Below are 17,169 nucleotides of genomic sequence, written 5' to 3'. Positions count from 1 at the left end.
GTTCGGATCACCAGCGGATGACCAGCGGGAATAGCTGAGGGGAAGCGTGCACGTGGAAGACGCCGACATGACACCTCTGAAGCGGGCGCGTCTCGCAACCGGCATGACGCAGGGCGAAACCCGCGCGAAGCTCCGAGAGGCGCGGCGACGGCGAGGCAAGATGCCGCCAAAAGACGCCAGCCTGAAGCGCATGTACACAGAGTGGGAGCAGGGGCGGGTAGACCCCGTTGACTGGCGCGACGAGCTGTGCGAAGTGTTCGAGCTCCCGCCGGTGGCGCTCGCGTTCGTCGAGGTGACTCCGCCTCCGTCGCTGGAGATCCCGTCTCTGCTCGAAATCACCCGGCTGGATCTGGAAATCGTCGAGATGCTGGAGGTGCAGACCGACCACTATCGACACATGGACCGGAAGGTTGGCGCGGCGATCATTCCGCAAACCGTCGCCCACGTTGAGCACATGCAAAACCTTCTGCGAACGTCGCTGCCCGGCCAGCACTCCGCGTTAGCAGCTGTGGCCCTGGCAGAGGGCGCCGCCTTGGCCGGTTGGCAAGCGCTCGACGCTGGTGACGTCACGAAAGCATGGAACCTTCACGACATCGCGAAATCCGCTGCGGCACAAGGCGAAAGTCCCGCCGTGTTGGCGCACGTCACGGCACAGCAGGCTTACGCGCTGCTCGATGCCGGCCGCGCCAGCGATGCGGTGGAGCTGGTCCAGTTCGCGCACACGCCCGACACAGCTCGGCGCGTTCCGCCACGTCTCCGCGCCTGGCTCGCCGCAGCTGAGGCGGAGTTCCTCGCAGCTGCGGGCGAGCACTACCAGGCGCTAAAGATGCTTGACCAGGCGGTCGAGGTGCTCCCGGAAGGCGACACCGACCCTGAACTTCCCTACCTGATGCTGAACGGAACACACCTTTCTCGGTGGCGCGGGCACTGCCTCGCCCGGCTCGGTGCCGATGAAGCAGTCGACGACCTGACTACCGCACTGGAAGGTAGCCAGGTCCTCACATCGAAACGCGCGGAGACAGGCCTTCGGGTAGACCTCGCCCTCGCTCTGCGAAGCCGCGGCGACATCGAGGGCTCGAAGCGGCACGCACAACGAGCGGCCGATCTGGCCGGGCGGACAGGTTCGGCACGCCAACGCGCGCGTATCTCCAAACTCCTGGCTGGCTAGTTCTCACCACCAAGCGCTAGGTAATGCAGCAGTCCAACGAGGGTGCCCGAATTCTTAATCTTTCCTTCGCGGATCAGGTTCGGAATCTTGGACAACGGAACCCATTCGAAGCGCCCTTCGTTCACTTCGGTTGCATCGCCGACCAATTCAGCGCCCCGACCGAGAAAGACATGGTGAGGATTCCTAAGCATTCCAACAGCAGGCTCGAACGTGACGAGTGACTCTAGCCCTCGCGGCCTGTAGCCGGTTTCTTCGATCAGCTCGCGCAGCGCCGTATCGTACGGGGTTTCTCCGGGGTCGATGATTCCGCCCGGAAGTTCCCAGTTCCACAGGTCGGGCGCGAACCGGTGCCGCCAGGCCATGAGAACATTCTCGCCCGCGTCGTCGATGAGAACCGTCATAGCAGGCGGAGGAAACCACACAGTGTGATGCTCGAACCGGTCTCCTGACGGCTGCGAAATGTCAGCCAGCCCAACCCGGACCCATTCGCTTTCATAGATCGGCCGTTCATTATGAACGATCCATTCTCCCTCTTGGTTAGCCATGTAGCTAAGTCTCCTATGTTCAGGCGTCAAGTGATGCCACTTTTAGCGCGAACGGTATGCGTCGCGGCGATGAGCGACGGTCACAACTGTGACGGTCACTTCGTTGTCATCGATCGAGTAGAGGGCTCGATACTCGCCGCGCCGAGTGCTGTGCAGGTTCCCTAGCGGCTCGTCTAGCCGCTTTCCAAGGCGGTGCGGATTGTCGGCAACGGGGCCGGTCAGGTGGTCATGCATTGCCATTGCGGCCGCCAGAGGTAGCCGGTTCATCTGACGGCGTGCGGAAGCGGTGTAGGTGACGGCGTAGCTGGGCTGGTGGGTCATTCGTTGGCCGCACGGGCTGCGAGGTCGGCGGCCATCTGGTCCGCGGAGATGGTTCGGCCGGCGGCCATGTCGGCGAGACCTTCGCGCAGGTCGCGCACGACGTCTGAGTCGGAAAGCACTTCGATCGTCTCACGCAAACGATCGATCTCACCGGAGGGCACGACGTCGGCAACGTGCTCACCGTGGGCGATCACGGGCACGCTTTCGCCACGCTCGGCCCGCTGCACCGCTTCGTTCCACGACGCCAGGCCATCGGCGGATACGCTCACTGGCTGCTCGCTCATGGTCTCCATTCTGCTGCATCCTCGCCTCGATCGACCAGCGCGACGAGGCTGGAACATTGGGGGATGGCTGGCGGCCGGGACCGCCTCTAGGCTCTAGACCGCTGCTCACGGCCCGGATGGGTGTCTAGCGACCCCTCTAGGTCTAGAGAGGCCGGGCTCTAGACCTAGAGGGCTCCCGAGGTGCGGCTCAGCGGCCCGTAGGCCGTCGAGCCGCCAGTGAACCGACTCGGAACTACCACGTGATCTCCCGGCCTCAGAGGGGCTCTCAAGAGGCACTGAGATCTCCGTTGAGCCCTGAACGAGGCAGGGTGCAACCGGGAAGGCCGACCAGCACGCTCAGCGTCCCTCCGCCGCCCTCGTTGTCGGCTCAGTTTTCGGCTCAGTCCGCTCCCGTGCCAACCATCCCCCACTGTTCCAGCAATGGCACTGACCAGGGCACTTGCACGGTTAGACCCTGCTGTGAACGATCTTCCAAATCCCTCTTAATCAGGCTCTTCGCAGTGGAGCGGATCCTGTATCCGAGTGATCACTTGTGGTGATAGCTGATTGTTGCGTTCTGTAGCCGCGCCCGCGGCTTGTGTAGGGCGGGGACGAGGTGCGCCCACCGAACCTGTGATGATCTTTGTCGACCAAGAGCAAGGATCATCGGTAGAGGCGGGTGGGCGCGTGTCACAGACTACGGTGCCGGCGCAGTTGCTGGGACTGGACGGGGTCGAGATCGATGTGATCGAACGGGAGGCGGATGGTTCCTGGACGGTGCATGTGACGACCGCGGCCCCGCGGGCGGCGTGCTGTCCGGGCTGTGGGCACGCCGCGGAGCGGGTCAGAGAGTCCACAGTGCATACCGTCAAGCACGTGACGATGGTCGCGATGCGGGTGAGCTGGCACAAGTCTCGATTCTGGTGTGGGAACGCCGAGTGCGGTAACGCGAGCTTCGTCGAGACGGGGCCGCTGGCCGATCGGCGAGCCGGGATCTCGTCGCACGCCAGGACGGTGACGGGGCATCTGGTCGGGGACTGGCTGGTGCCGGTGTCCCGGGTCGCCGCCGGGGTCGGGATGGCCTGGCACACCGTGCATGACGCGTTCGTCGGGGTGGCCGCCCAGGCGGGGATCGTGGTCACCGACACCACCACGACCACCGACCGTGGGGCCGGTGTGGCCTGCGACGCCGGGCCCGATCGTCAGGACGGGGAGACCGCCGGCGGCGGTGACCCGAGGGTGGCCGACGCGGATCCCGGTGCTGTCGGCACCGATCTGCACCAAGGAGAAGCTCTCCGAGCGGGCACGGAACAAGCTGTTGTGTGTCCTGGCCGATCTGGGCGGGTACGGCCGGCAGATCGGTGCGGCGTGGCGGGCCAAGGAACTGCTGCGCGCGGTGATCGGCCTCTCGCCCAACCAGACCGGCGTGGCAACCACCGGCCACCGGCTACGCCGGGCATTCCACGCGTTCTTCACCTTCTGCGGCACGATCGGCGCCAGCGTCCCGGAGATCGTGACCCTGGCCCAGACCATCTCCACCTGGCGTACCGAGATCGCCCGGGGCGTGCTCACCGGCCACAGCAACGCCGCCGCCGAGGGCGTCAACCGTCTGGTCAAGCTCGTCTACCGGGGTGCGTTCGGGTTCACCAACGTCACCCATCAACAACGCCGCTCCCGCTACACCGCGTCCCGGTCCACCCGCCCCGAATGGCTACACACCGTCAACACCTCTGCTGCACCATGCGTAGTCACATGATTACAAGATCCCGCCAGATGCGAAGAGCCCTTAATCAGCGGGTTCGGGGTTCGAGTCCCTGTTGGCGCACTCGATATGCGAAACGCCCTGCTTACGCAGGGCGTTTCGCTTTCTCATATCTCGTCTTTGTATTGGGGGTCGAACCCCCCAAACCCCCACGGTGCGGTGGCTTGGTTTCGGGGTTTCGCATCCCGTGGGAACGCTTCCGGGCCTAGGTAGCCGCTGTGCCTTGAAAGCATCATTTTGGAGCAGGTGGCTTTCTTGTTGCTTGGGTGAGTGGCGTCACTATTTTTGTGGGCGTGCGCATTTGGTGCGGCTTCGCCGACGCATGGGTTGGTCGTGGTCTTCGTTGCTTCGGGTTGGTGTTTGAAAGCACCGACTGGACCTAGACCTCGGGTGGTGGGGCGCGAACAATCGGGTACCTCGGGTTGCCGATCGGACGCCGGGGGTTGTTGGTGGTCGACCAGGTGTTGGGCGGGGCGGTCATCGCGGTGACCTTGGTGTGCTTGGTTCGGCTGGTGGTCCGCCGTTGGCGGCTTCCGGAGGCTTGGGGTGGCTGCGGGAGCGTGGACGTTGCTCATGTCTTGATGGGCATCGGGATGTCCGCGATGTTCCTGCCCCAGGTGCTTCCGCCCGGCGCGTGGGCTGCGCTGTTCGTCGCGAACGCCGTTTGGATGGGCGTGCTGGCGCTGCGTCGGCGTGCGGCCCTGACCTACCTGCACCACTTGGTCAGCGGGTTGGCCATGGCGTACATGTTCGCCGCCGCTCGGCCGCACGGGCCCAGTTCAGGCCTGTTGTCGTTGTCCACCGCACATTCGTCCGGCCACTCGCACGGCAGCGCGCTGGCCGTCGTCGGCGCACAGCCTGCGGGCTTCACTTTTCCGCTGCTGGCCTGGGTACTGATGACCTACTGCCTGCTCAGCGCCGGCTTCGCCGGAACCGACCTGATCCGCCCGCCCCGAGACCACCCCAGGCTGACGGCCACCACCGAACTGGTCCTCTCCCTGAGTATGGGCTACATGTTCCTGACCACGCTCTGACGAGGGGTCGCGGCTGGTCAGTGGCCGTGAGCGGTTTGGGGTGCTATAGCACCGCAAAGTACTCACGGACGTTGACCTTCAGTCCATTCCGGACACTCGGAGGGTCATGTTCAGGCGGCCTGCCGTCATGCCTATGTTCGGTCCCGTTCCCGGGTGCGTCTTCGGGACTCCGTGGTACGCCAGGCGGGATTCGCCGCCGAAGACGAACAGGTCTCCCGAGCACAGTTCCACGTCCGTCCACGGCCGGTTCCGGTTCTCCGTGTTGCCGAACCTGAAGACGCACGTGTCGCCAAGGCTCAGCGACACCACCGGCTCCCGGCTCTGCTCGTCGCGATCCTGGTGCATTCCCATCCGCGCCGTGTCGTCGTAGAAGTTGACCAGCGCGACGTCCGGGCGGTAGTCGTCGGCGGCGCGGCCGTAGGCGTCGGCGAGCGCCCTGCGCCCCAAGTCACCGAGCCAGTCCGGGAACGGCGTCACCGGCGAGCCGTCTCCGTCGTCGACAGTTCGCGAGTACCGGTAGGGGTACCAGTGCCAGCCGAGGCACACGGTGCGCACCGACATCACTCCCCCGCTCGGCAACCGCGCGGAGCGCATGCCCGCCGGGGAGCGCGCCCACTCCCGGCACGCGACGACCAGTTCGCGCTGCTGGCCGAGGTCGAGCCAGTCGGGCAGGTGCACCGCACCCGGCGCTATCTCGGCGCGCTCCCGCGGGATCAACGACTCCATGCCCGCCCCTTTACCACGTCATGATCACCTTCGCGGCCGCTCACCCGTGACAACCCTCTCAAAGCTGGTTTCCATCCCCCGGCCAGGTTAGGCTTACCAAACTTTTGAGCCAACCAAAATAGCAGGGAGCACCATGTTCCGTCCCCGTCGACTGCTCGCGGCCGTTACCGCAATGCTCGCGCTCGGCGCCGTCGCCGCGTGCGGCTCGTCGACTCCCGAGCAGCCCGCCGCGCCCCAGGGCGACGAGCGAATCGTCACGCACGCCAAGGGGCAGACCAAGATCGCCGGCAACCCGCAGCGCGTCGTCGTGCTCGACACCGGGGAGCTCGACGCGGTGCTGGCGCTGGGAATCAAGCCCGTCGGCACCGTGCTGCCGGACGCCAACAAGGGCCTGCAGCCGTACCTGGCCGAGAAGGCCGGCAACATCGAGATCGTCGGCACCATCGGCTCGCCGAACCTGGAGAAGATCGCCGCGCTCAAGCCCGACCTGATCCTCTCCAGCAAGGTGCGCGACGACCAGAACTACGACGCGCTGAGCAAGATCGCGCCGACGGTGTTCGCCGAGCAGGTCGGCAAGACCTGGAAGCAGAACTTCCTGCTCGACGCCGAGGCGCTGGGCAAGAAGGCCGAGGCGCAGCAGATCCTCGACGCCTACCAGCAACGCGCCGCCGACATCGGCAAGCAGGCCGGCGACCCCGCCGCCCGCAAGATCAGCATGCTGCGGTTCATCCCCGGCGACATCCGCCTGTACGGCAAGGGCTCGTTCATCGGCACGATCCTGGCCGACGCGGGCTTCGGCCGCCCCGACAACCAGCAGACCGACCAGACCTTCACCAAGATCAGCCGCGAGCAGATCTCCCAGGCCGACGGCGACCAGCTGTTCTACGCCGCCTACGGCGAAAGCGCCAAGCAGCAGCTGGCCGACGTGGTCAACTCCGTGCAGTGGACGACGCTCGGCGTCGTGAAGAACGGCAAGGCCGTCGAGGTGCACGACGACACCTGGTTCCTCGGCCTCGGCCCGATCGCCGCCAACCTGGTCCTGGACGACCTGCAGAAGGCCTTCCCGCAGCAGTGACCGAGCGAAGAGCCCGTGAGTCCGCCGGACTCACGGGCTCTTCGCTGCGCGAATCCGCAGGTCCCCGGCGCTGCGCCCCACCGCAAACTCACCGCCCGGCTCGACGTCCACCACCACCGACACCTCGGCTCCCGCCTCGGCCTCGGCGACGGCGAACCCCGCCAGCCGCAACGGCTCCGCCGCGTACACCTGCACGACCTCGCGCTGCCGAACCACGTCCACAGCACCGCGCGGACGTCGGACGCCCAGGGCATCAGCACCGGCGACCCGGCGTTGACCACCACGACCGTGTTCGGGTTCACCGCGGCAACCTTGCGTACCAGCTCGTTCTGGGCGCCCGGCAGGTCCAGCGAGACGCGGTCGCGGCCCTCGGTCTCGACCTCGTCGTTGGTGCCGACCACGACGACCGCGACGTCGGAGTCGCGGGCGATCGCCAGCGCGGCGGCGAGTGCGCTCGCGTCGTCCCACTCCTGCGCTCGGTGCCCGATCCCGACCGCCACCAGCGCGTCGATGCGCTGCGGGGTGAACTCGACGGTCATGGCTGCCCGGCCGTCGGCGTCCAAGTCCGACTCGACGAGCACGACGTTGAACCGCTGCTCGGGCGGTTCCAGCATGCCGCCCAGCGGGTCGTCGATCCCGTTGGTGCGCACCACGTCCGCAGCCAGCACCTCCCGGCCGGAGAGCTCGACGCGGAAGCGCCCGGTGCCGTTCACCCCGAACACGTGCTCGCCGAGATCGAGTTGGAGCTTCCCCTGCAACCGCAACGACTTCGCCCCGGACGGCAGGCCGCCGAGCCACATCAGCCGCTCGGTTCCGCGCAGCTCGCTGTCGAGGACTTCTCCCTTGTCACCGAGGTATTCGACCCGGATACCGGTGCCCTCGCCGGCCGGGTCAGCAACCTCCTCGCGCGGGATCACGTCCAGCAACCGCCGATGCCGCACACCGCGCTGGTAAACCACATCCGCGTCGGGCAGCGCCGCACGCAATCCATCCAGCGGAGTCACCACGTGCGGCGGGCTAACGTGCGACGACCCGCCTCCCTGCACCACCGGAATGGTGGCGTTCTCGCCGATCATCGCGACCTTGGCGACCTTAGGGCCGATCGGCAGCAGCGGCGCATCATCCACTATCTCGTTGCGCAACAACACGAATCCCTGCGTCGCGAGCCGCCGGATGACCGGCCTGGCCTCCCCCGAAGGCCCGCCGCCGGGTTCGGAATCTTCGAAAGCACCTACCCGATCGGCCAACCGCAGCACCCGCAGGACCTTGTCGTCGAGAACTTCCTCCGGGACCTTGCGCCGCGCCACGGCCGCTGCGAGTTTCCCGTCGCTCCACGGGCTTTTCGGGCCGGGCATGGCCAGGTCGAGGCCGCCGAGCGCCGCCGCCTCCAGCGAGCGGGTGGCGAACCAGTCCGACATGAGCATCCCGTCCCACGCCCACTCGCCCTTGAGGACATCGTTCACCAGAGCGGAATTCTCGGTCATCGTGCTCCCGTTCACCGAGTTGTAGGCGGCCATCATCGCCCACGGCGAAGCCTTCGCCACGATCCGCTCGAACGGCTTGAGGTAGATCTCGCGCAGCGCCTGCTCGTCGACCACCGCGTCGTAGCTGAGCCGCTCGGTTTCGCTGTCGTTGGCGACGTAGTGCTTCGGAGTCGCGGCCACCCCGCGCGACTGGATGCCCGCGACGACCTCGGCACCGATCTCGGCGATCAGCAGCGGATCCTCCGAGAAGTTCTCGAAATGCCTGCCCCCGAAAGGACTTCGGTGCACGTTGACCGTCGGCGCCAGCACCACGTGCACACCCCTGCGGCGCGCCTCGTCGCCGAACACCTCACCCGCGGTGCGCGCCGCCGCCCGATCCCAGGTCGCCGCCAGCGCGGACGCCACCGGGAACAGCAACGACGTGTCGCGCTCGTCCCATGCCGTGCCGCGCACCCCGTTCGGCCCGTCGGAGAGCACCAACGACCGCAGCCCGATCTTCGGCATCGGGTGCAGGGTCCAGAGGTCGGCACCGGTCAGCAACCGCGCCTTCTCTGCCGCTGTCAACTCCGAAACCAACGACAGGAGTTTCGCCTCGTCCACCGCTACCCCTTTCGCCGGCCTCCGGCCGCCAAGTCTCGACCACCTCGCCCGCACTGTCGACCAGGACCACGACACTCCGTTATCTGCCCATCCGATCACTCCCCGAACCCAACATGTAGTGTGTCGCTCGCTGGTGGTTCACCGGAGGCGTCCGGTGAGGCAAGAGGGAACCCGGTGCGAATCCGGGACTGCCCCGCAGCGGTGAACGGGAACGAACGTCGTGACCCGGCTGCCTGACGGCAGCGGGTAGAGCACTGGGCGAGCAGCCTGGGAAGCCACGACCAGTAGGCCGCCCGTGAGTCCGAAGACCTGCCGCCGGTGCACGCTGCGAAGCGTGCTGTCCGGGACTTCGAGGGCGGGTCCGCGCGGACGACCTGCGGCTCCTGCCGCCTGTCTCCGCGCGCGCCGTCGTGGTCCGCCGAGCTCGCGAGGGAGAGAGCCCGTGACGGCGACACTCAACGACTGGACCCGCGTGTCCACTGTGGTCCACCACGCCTGCGCCGGACTGCCCGGCGTGTCGGCCGATGCCGTGCTCGAAGAGGTGCGGCGCACCGGCTACGCCGGTATCAGCGACGACGAGCTCTCGCTGGCCCAGGTCATGGCGGCACGCACGCTCATCGAGACCGAGCCGAACTATTCGCAGGTCACGGCCCGCCTCTTGCTGGACCGGATGCGCCGCGAGGCGCTGAGCTTCCTGGGCGAGCCACAGGAGGCCGACCAGGAGCAAATGCGCGACCACTACCCGGCGTACTTCGCCGACTACGTGCGCCGCGGTGTCGAACTGGAGCGGCTCGACCCGGAGCTGGGCTCCTTCGACCTCGACCGGCTGGGCCGCGCCCTGGTGCCGGAACGCGACCTGACCTTCGGCTTTCTCGGCCTGCAGACTCTCTACGACCGCTACTTCCTGCACGAAGACGGCACCCGCTTCGAGCTGCCGCAGGCGTTCTTCATGCGGGTCGCGATGGGCCTGGCGCTGCGCGAGGACGACCGCGAGGCGCGGGCGATCGAGTTCTACCACCTGCTGTCGACGTTCGACTTCATGTGCTCGACCCCGACCCTGTTCAACGCCGGCACCACCCGGCCGCAGCTGTCCTCCTGCTTCCTGACCACTGTGGACGACGACCTGTCCGGGATCTTCCACTCCATCAGCAACAACGCGCGGCTGTCGAAGTACGCGGGCGGACTGGGCAACGACTGGACGCCGGTGCGCGGCATCGGCGCCCACATCAACGGCACCAACGGCAAGTCCCAGGGCGTGGTGCCATTCCTGAAGATCGCCAACGACACCGCCGTGGCGGTCAACCAGGGCGGCCGGCGCAAGGGCGCGGTGTGCGCATACCTGGAGACCTGGCACATCGACGTCGAGGAGTTCCTCGACCTGCGCAAGAACACCGGCGACGACCGCCGCCGCACCCACGACATGAACACCGCGAACTGGGTGCCCGACGAGTTCCTGCGCCGCGTCGAGGCCGATGAGCAGTGGACGCTGTTCTCCCCGGATGAGACGCCTGACCTGCACGACCTCTACGGCAAGGCGTTCGCCGAGCGCTACCGCGCCTACGAGCAGGCCGCCGACCGCGGCGAGATCCGCGTGTTCCGCCGAGTGCGCGCGGTGGAGCTGTGGCGGCGGATGCTGACGATGCTCTTCGAGACCGGCCACCCCTGGATCACCTTCAAGGACCCGTGCAACCTGCGGTCGCCGCAGCAGCACAGCGGGGTCGTGCACTCCTCCAACCTGTGCACCGAGATCACCCTGAACACCAGCACCGACGAGGTGGCGGTGTGCAACCTCGGGTCGATCAACCTGGCCCGGCACGTCGACGCCGACGGCATCGACGCCGCGAAGCTGGAGCGCACCACGAGCACCGCCGTGCGAATGCTGGACAACGTCATCGACATCAACTTCTACACGATCCCCGAGGCACGCCGGTCCAACCTGCGGCACCGGCCGATCGGGCTGGGCCTCATGGGCTTCGCGGACGCGCTGTTCGCGCAGCGCATCCCGGTTTCGTCGGAGGCCGCCGTCGAGTTCGCCGACCGCAGCATGGAGCAGATCAGCTACCATGCGATCGCCGCGTCCAGCGAGCTCGCGGCCGAGCGGGGTCGGTACGAGTCCTTCGACGGATCGCTGTGGAACCAGGGAGTCCTGCCCATCGACTCGCTCGACCTGCTCGCCGACGCCCGCGGCGGCGACGTCGACCTGGACCGCTCGTCCACCCTGGACTGGGAGGCGCTGCGTGAGCAGGTGCGCACCGTCGGGATGCGCAACTCCAACGTGATGGCCATCGCCCCGACCGCCACGATCTCCAACATCTGCGGCGTGAACCAGTCGATCGAGCCGGTCTACCGCAACCTGTACGTCAAGGCGAACATGTCCGGCGACTTCACCGTGGTCAACCCGCACTTGGTCGCCGACCTGAAGCAGGCCGGGCTGTGGGACGAGGCGATGATCGCCGACCTCAAGTTCCACGACGGCAGCCTGCTGCCGATCGAGCGGGTCCCACAGCAGTTCAAGGAGCTCTACGCCACCGCGTTCGAGATCGAGCCGCGCTGGCTGGTGGAGGCGGCGGCACGCCGGCAGAAATGGATCGACCAGGCGCAGTCGCTGAACCTCTACGTCTCCCGGCCCAGCGGCCGAACGCTCGACGAGCTCTACCGCCTCGCCTGGCGAAAGGGCCTCAAGACCACGTACTACCTGCGCTCCACGAGCGCGACCCACGTGGAGAAGAGCACCCTGCGCGGCACCGACGGCAAGCTCAACGCCGTCCCGACGGCGCCGACCGCGACCGGCGCTGCTTGCTCGGTCGAAGACCCCGACTGCGAAGCCTGCCAGTAACACCCCACCCGGGTCCCAGTCAAGTCCTGTTCGACGCGCGGACTCGACCTGCGCGATTTCCCTTGGAGCAACACAGCATGACGTCCCTGCAGTCCCCATCCTCGGCCGCCGGGCTCGGCGAGATCGACCGCGCCGGTGGGCGCGTCGACGTCGGAGACAAGGCGATGATCAACGCCCGTGCCGACGTCAACCAGCTGCTCCCCCTCAAGTACGGGTGGGCCTGGGAGAAGTACCTCGCGGGCTGCAACAACCACTGGATGCCCACCGAGATCTCGATGCAGGCCGACATCGCGCTGTGGAAGTCCACCGACGGCCTCAGCGACGACGAACGCCTGCTGCTCAAACGCAACCTCGGCTTCTTCGCCACCGCCGAATCCCTGGTGGCCAACAACATCGTCCTCGCCGTCTACCGGCACATCACCAACCCCGAATGCCGCCAGTATCTGCTGCGGCAGGCCTTCGAGGAGGCCGTGCACACCCACACCTTCCAGTACATCTGTGAAAGCCTCGGCCTCGACGAGGGCGAGCTGTTCAACATGTACCGGGAGATTCCGTCGATCGCCGACAAGGACGCCTGGGCGCTGCAGTACACGCGCAGCCTGGAAGACCCGGACTTCACCACCGGCAGCACCGAGGCCGACCAGGCCTTCCTCCGCGACCTCGTCGCCTTCTACGTGATCTTCGAAGGCATGTGGTTCTACACCGGGTTCGCGCAGATCCTCGCGCTGGGCCGGCGGAACAAGATGGTCGGCATCGCCGAGCAGTACCAGTACATCCTGCGTGACGAATCGATCCACCTGAACTTCGGCATCGACTGCATCAACCAGATCAAGCTGGAAAACCCGCACCTGTGGACCGAGGAATTCCAGGCCGAGATCCGGCAGATGCTCACCGAAGCCTGTGAGCTGGAAATCGCCTACGGTCGCGACACGATGCCCCGCGGCATCCTCGGCATCAACGCCGGCCTCTGCGCCCAGTACATGCACTTCATCACCAACCGGCGCTGCGCCCAGCTCGGCCTGGAACCGGTCTTCCCGGAAGCCGACAACCCCTTCCCGTGGATGTCGGAGGCCATGGACCTGAAGAAGGAGAAGAACTTCTTCGAAACCCGGGTCATCGAATACCAGTCCGGCGGCTCCCTCCAGTGGGACTGACTCCCCGACCGACCAATTGTGATCACTCCCACCCGTCGACGATGTAGCAACCCGCCGCATTCAGGCCCCCGCCCCGCCGGCACGTGGCCTAACGTCGGGTGCCGATCACACCGGCTGAGGGGAGGGAAATGTGATCATCTGAGGATTCCGGAGCACCGCCCAACGGCTGGCCGGCCTGCTGCTCGTCTGCCCGGGCTGCCGCGGGACGTACGCGACGACCCTCAACAAGGGTGTCCCGAAGTTCACGCTGTTCTTCGTCCCGCTATTCCCGGCCAGCACCCGGTACGCGCTGACCTGCACATGGCGCGGCACGAGGTCTCCGATCAGCAAGGATGAGGCGGAACAGCTCCAGGCCCAAGCCCAGGCCCAGGCCCAGGCACAGCCGCAACCGCAGCAGGGCCTGCGGTCCTGATCACGAGCAAACCGCTCCTTCCGACGCGGAACCGACCAGCTTCGCATACTTGCCGAGCACGCCTTTGCGGAGACGCGGCGCCGGTGGGGACCAGTGCTCGCGGCGCCGCACGAGTTCATCGCCGTCGACGAGCAGGTCCAGGGTGCGGTTGGTGAGGTCGAGGCGGATCGGGTCGCCGTCCTGCACCAACGCGATAGGCCCGCCATCGGTCGCTTCCGGCGCGACGTGCCCGATGCACAGCCCGGTGGTGCCGCCGGAGAATCGGCCATCGGTGACCAGCAGGACGTCCTTGCCGAGGCCGGCGCCCTTGATCGCGCCGGTCACGGCGAGCATCTCCCGCATCCCCGGCCCGCCGCGCGGCCCCTCGTAGCGGATGATGACGACGTCACCGGGCTTCAGCGAGCCGTCCTCCACGGCGTCCATGGCACCCTGCTCGCCGTCGAAAACTCTTGCCGTACCTTCGAAACTCGTCGAATCGAAGCCCGCGCTCTTGACCACCGCGCCGTCGGGCGCCAACGATCCGCGCAGGATGGTGAGACCGCCGGTGGGGTGGATCGGGTTCGACAGCTGGTGCAGCACCTCGCCGTCCAGCTCCGGAGGGTCGAGCTCGGCGAGGTTCTCCGCAACGGTGCGACCGGTCACCGTCATGCAGTCGCCGTGCAACAGGCCCGCGTCCAGCAGGGCCTTCATGACCACCGGCACTCCACCGATCCGGTCCACCGCAGGCATCACGTACCGGCCGAACGGCTTGACGTCCGCCAGGTGTGGCACCCGGTCGCCGATCCGGTTGAAGTCGTCCAGCCGCAGATCGACCTCGGCTTCCCGCGCGATGGCGAGCAGGTGCAGCACGGCATTGGTCGACCCGCCGAAGGCCATCGTCACGGCGATCGCGTTCTCGAACGCCTCCTTGGTGAGGATCTGCCGCGCGGTCAGCTGCCGGGCCAACATGCCGACCACCACGCGGCCGGCTTCGCGGGCGCTCGCGTCGCGACGCCGATCCACCGATGGCGGACTGGCCGAACCCGGGACGGACATGCCGAGCGCTTCGGCCGCGCAGGCCATGGTGTTAGCGGTGTACATCCCGCCGCAAGCGCCCTCACCAGGACAGATCGCGCGCTCGATGCGGTCGACCTCCTCGCGCGTGATCAGGCCGCGCGCGCACGCACCGACCGCTTCGAAAGCATCGATGATGGTGACCTCGCGGTCGTCGACGCGCCCAGGCAGGATCGAACCCGCGTAGACGAACACCGAGGCCAGGTCGAGTCGGGCCGCGGCCATCAACATGCCCGGCAGGCTCTTGTCGCAGCCGGCGAGCAGCACCGAGCCGTCCAGCCGTTCGGCCTCCATCACGGTCTCGACGGAATCGGCGATGATCTCCCGCGACACCAGGGAGTAGTGCATGCCGACGTGCCCCATCGAGATGCCGTCGGAGACCGAGATGGTGCCGAACTCCATCGGATAGCCGCCGGCCGCGTGCACGCCTTCTTTCGCTGCCTGGGCCAGGCGCTGCAGCGAGAGGTTGCACGGGGTGATCTCGTTCCAGGATGACGCGACCCCGATCTGCGGCTTCGCGAAGTCGGCGTCCTGCATGCCGACGGCGCGCAGCATGCCGCGCGCCGCGGCCCGTTCCATACCTTCGGTGACCTCGCTGCTGCGAGGCTTCAGCGTGCGCTGGTCGTTGCTGAGCTTGGCATCGTCCACGCTCCGACTGTAGTTCGCGTCACACCACCAGCGCTGCTCCTAACCGCCTTGGAAATGAGAAGGGGCCCCTTCTTCCGTTCCGGAAGAAGGGGCCCCTTTCGAATAGTGTGTCGGCGGTGTCTTACTCTCCCACACCCTGTCGAGTGCAGTACCATCAGCGCTGGGGAGCTTAGCTACCGGGTTCGGAATGGGACCGGGCGGACCCTCCCCGCCATCGCCACCGACAACCCTCACCCCGCCGTAAACGACGGGAAACCAGGCGTCAGAACACGAATGACACATGTTCAATTATCAAAGGTTCTGGTTGTTGCCCCAGAACCGTATAGTGGGTGCGTAGCAATCTTTGTGAGCAAGTCCTCGGCCTATCAGCACCAGTCAACTCCACACGTTACCGTGCTTCCATATCTGGCCTGTCAACCCAATCATCTCTTGGGGGCCTTAACCCACAACGGGTGGGAGACCTCATCTAGGAACAGGCTTCCCGCTTAGATGCTTTCAGCGGTTATCCCTCCCGAACATAGCCAACCAGCCACGCCCTTGGCAGAACGACTGGCACACCAGAGGTTCGTCCGTCCCGGTCCTCTCGTACTAGGGACAGCCTTCCGCAAGTCTCCTACGCGCGCGGCGGATAGGGACCGAACTGTCTCACGACGTTCTAAACCCAGCTCGCGTGCCGCTTTAATGGGCGAACAGCCCAACCCTTGGGACCAACTCCAGCCCCAGGATGCGACGAGCCGACATCGAGGTGCCAAACCATGCCGTCGATATGGACTCTTGGGCAAGATCAGCCTGTTATCCCCGGGGTACCTTTTATCCGTTGAGCGACACCGCTTCCACCAGCCAGTGCCGGATCACTAGTCCCTGCTTTCGCACCTGCTCGACCCGTCAGTCTCACAGTCAAGCTCCCTTATACACTTACACTCAACACCTGATTGCCAACCAGGCTGAGGGAACCTTTGGGCGCCTCCGTTACCCTTTAGGAGGCAACCGCCCCAGTTAAACTACCCACCAGGCACTGTCCCCGATCCGGATCACGGACCCGAGTTAGATGCCCGGAACGACCAGAGTGGTATTTCACCAACGACTCCACACCCACTAGCGTGAATGCTTCACAGTCTCCCACCTATCCTACACAAGCCGAACCAAACACCAATACCAAGCTATAGTAAAGGTCCCGGGGTCTTTCCGTCCTGCCGCGCGAAACGAGCATCTTTACTCGTACTGCAATTTCACCGGGCCTGTGGTCGAGACAGCGGAGAAGTCGTTACGCCATTCGTGCAGGTCGGAACTTACCCGACAAGGAATTTCGCTACCTTAGGATGGTTATAGTTACCACCGCCGTTTACTGGCGCTTAAATTCTCCGCTACACCCCAAAGGGTTCACGGGTCCTCTTAACGTTCCAGCACCGGGCAGGCGTCAGTCCATATACATCGCCTTACGGCTTCGCATGGACCTGTGTTTTTAGTAAACAGTCGCTTCTCCCTGGCCTCTGCGACCACCACCAGCTCCCCAAGCACGTCGGTTCACCAGCAGTGGCCCCCCTTCTCCCAAAGTTACGGGGGCAATTTGCCGAATTCCTTAACCACAGTTCACCCGACCGCCTCGGTATTCTCTACCTGACCACCTGTGTCGGTTTCGGGTACGGGCCGTGAAGACACTCGCTAGAGGCTTTTCTCGACAGCATGGGATCACTCACATCGCCACAACGGCTACGCATCACCCCTCACCCACAAGGCATGCGGATTTACCTACACACCGGGCTACAGGCTTACACCAGTACAACCACTCACTGGCAGAGCTACCCTCCTGCGTCACCCCATCACTTAACTACCGCCCCATCAGGTCCCATGCCAGCACGCATATCACCCAAAGGATCAACACACACCAAGATGGTTAGTATCAAAGGTTTCGCTATGGACGCATCAACACGGGTACGGGAATATCAACCCGTTATCCATCGACTACGCCTGTCGGCCTCGCCTTAGGCCCCGACTCACCCTGGGCGGACGAACCTTCCCCAGGAACCCTTGGTCATCCGGCGGCAGAGATTCTCACTCTGCACTCGCTACTCATGCCTGCATTCTCAC

General features: G+C 65.8%; 11 protein-coding genes, 2 rRNA genes, 1 pseudogene and 1 riboswitch (1 of these 15 only partly in view). Of the genes and pseudogenes, 6 read left to right on the top strand and 8 right to left on the bottom strand.

Going from position 1 to position 17,169, the window contains the following annotated elements; all coding sequences use genetic code 11:
- Window positions 1-52: 52 nt before the first annotated feature.
- Complete coding sequence (locus ACRXBZ_RS26270) at window positions 53-1,168, top strand: NsdA family TPR-like regulatory protein (RefSeq protein WP_433881346.1); 1,116 nt, start codon at window positions 53-55, stop codon at window positions 1,166-1,168.
- Here the strand turns inward: ACRXBZ_RS26270 and ACRXBZ_RS26265 are convergent.
- The 3 genes from ACRXBZ_RS26265 to ACRXBZ_RS26255 are packed head-to-tail and all read right to left on the bottom strand — an operon-like array spanning window position 1,165 to window position 2,327.
- Window positions 1,165-1,713 carry an NUDIX hydrolase gene (locus ACRXBZ_RS26265; protein ID WP_433881345.1) on the bottom strand — a complete coding sequence of 183 codons (549 nt, stop codon included), beginning with the start codon at window positions 1,711-1,713 and terminating at the stop codon, window positions 1,165-1,167. The two genes, ACRXBZ_RS26270 and ACRXBZ_RS26265, sit on opposite strands and share 4 nt — an antisense overlap.
- A gap of 42 nt (window positions 1,714-1,755) precedes the next feature.
- Window positions 1,756-2,034: a type II toxin-antitoxin system RelE family toxin gene (locus tag ACRXBZ_RS26260; RefSeq protein ID WP_433881344.1), complete on the bottom strand. Its 279-nt coding sequence runs from the start codon at window positions 2,032-2,034 to the stop codon at window positions 1,756-1,758.
- Entirely contained in the window at window positions 2,031-2,327 is a 297-nt protein-coding gene (locus ACRXBZ_RS26255) for a hypothetical protein (RefSeq protein ID WP_433881343.1), read from the bottom strand. Before ACRXBZ_RS26255 ends, ACRXBZ_RS26260 begins: the two co-directional genes overlap by 4 nt.
- A gap of 1,198 nt (window positions 2,328-3,525) precedes the next feature.
- Between ACRXBZ_RS26255 and ACRXBZ_RS26250 the strand changes: the two genes are divergently transcribed.
- Window positions 3,526-4,053: a transposase gene (locus ACRXBZ_RS26250; protein WP_433878013.1), complete on the top strand. Its 528-nt coding sequence runs from the start codon at window positions 3,526-3,528 to the stop codon at window positions 4,051-4,053.
- Window positions 4,054-4,481: 428 nt separating this feature from the next.
- Window positions 4,482-5,093, top strand: a complete 612-nt coding sequence (locus ACRXBZ_RS26245) for a DUF5134 domain-containing protein (RefSeq protein ID WP_433881342.1) — start codon at window positions 4,482-4,484, stop codon at window positions 5,091-5,093.
- A 78-nt stretch (window positions 5,094-5,171) separates the two neighbouring features.
- Here ACRXBZ_RS26245 and ACRXBZ_RS26240 read toward each other — a convergent pair whose 3' ends face one another.
- Window positions 5,172-5,819, bottom strand: a complete 648-nt coding sequence (locus ACRXBZ_RS26240) for an alpha-ketoglutarate-dependent dioxygenase AlkB family protein (RefSeq protein ID WP_433881341.1) — start codon at window positions 5,817-5,819, stop codon at window positions 5,172-5,174.
- A 133-nt stretch (window positions 5,820-5,952) separates the two neighbouring features.
- Here ACRXBZ_RS26240 and ACRXBZ_RS26235 point away from each other — a divergent pair, with 133 nt between their 5' ends.
- Entirely contained in the window at window positions 5,953-6,894 is a 942-nt protein-coding gene (locus ACRXBZ_RS26235) for an ABC transporter substrate-binding protein (protein WP_433881340.1), read from the top strand.
- 215 nt (window positions 6,895-7,109) lie between these two features.
- Here the strand turns inward: ACRXBZ_RS26235 and ACRXBZ_RS26230 are convergent.
- Window positions 7,110-8,882, bottom strand: a pseudogene (locus ACRXBZ_RS26230) (glycoside hydrolase family 3 protein); the annotation flags it as partial.
- Window positions 8,883-9,095: 213 nt separating this feature from the next.
- A riboswitch (cobalamin riboswitch) is annotated at window positions 9,096-9,309 on the top strand.
- A 111-nt stretch (window positions 9,310-9,420) separates the two neighbouring features.
- On the opposite strand from ACRXBZ_RS26230, the gene ACRXBZ_RS26225 reads away from it, so the two are divergent.
- Together ACRXBZ_RS26225 and ACRXBZ_RS26220 are read left to right on the top strand one after the other, a co-directional pair.
- Window positions 9,421-11,814 carry a ribonucleoside-diphosphate reductase subunit alpha gene (locus ACRXBZ_RS26225; protein ID WP_433881339.1) on the top strand — a complete coding sequence of 798 codons (2,394 nt, stop codon included), beginning with the start codon at window positions 9,421-9,423 and terminating at the stop codon, window positions 11,812-11,814.
- A 77-nt stretch (window positions 11,815-11,891) separates the two neighbouring features.
- Window positions 11,892-12,968, top strand: coding sequence for a ribonucleotide-diphosphate reductase subunit beta (locus tag ACRXBZ_RS26220; protein WP_433881338.1), 1,077 nt, complete (start codon window positions 11,892-11,894; stop codon window positions 12,966-12,968).
- Between the two features lie 412 nt (window positions 12,969-13,380).
- On the opposite strand, the gene ilvD is transcribed toward ACRXBZ_RS26220, so the two are convergent.
- From ilvD to ACRXBZ_RS26205, 3 genes are all read right to left on the bottom strand, one after another.
- On the bottom strand, window positions 13,381-15,081 hold the full coding sequence (gene ilvD / locus ACRXBZ_RS26215) for a dihydroxy-acid dehydratase (protein WP_433881337.1): 1,701 nt from the start codon (window positions 15,079-15,081) through the stop codon (window positions 13,381-13,383).
- A gap of 108 nt (window positions 15,082-15,189) precedes the next feature.
- A 5S ribosomal RNA gene (rrf, locus tag ACRXBZ_RS26210) occupies window positions 15,190-15,306 on the bottom strand.
- A gap of 120 nt (window positions 15,307-15,426) precedes the next feature.
- Window positions 15,427-17,169 (bottom strand): 23S ribosomal RNA (locus ACRXBZ_RS26205) (it continues 1,328 nt past the right edge of the window).

The sequence above is a fragment of the Saccharopolyspora hattusasensis genome (assembly GCF_050972075.1).
Taxonomy (GTDB): Bacteria; Actinomycetota; Actinomycetes; order Mycobacteriales; family Pseudonocardiaceae; genus Saccharopolyspora; species Saccharopolyspora hattusasensis.
The sequence above is the reverse complement of the archived record's forward strand: the minus strand, read 5'-3'. Positions and strand labels throughout refer to the sequence as shown.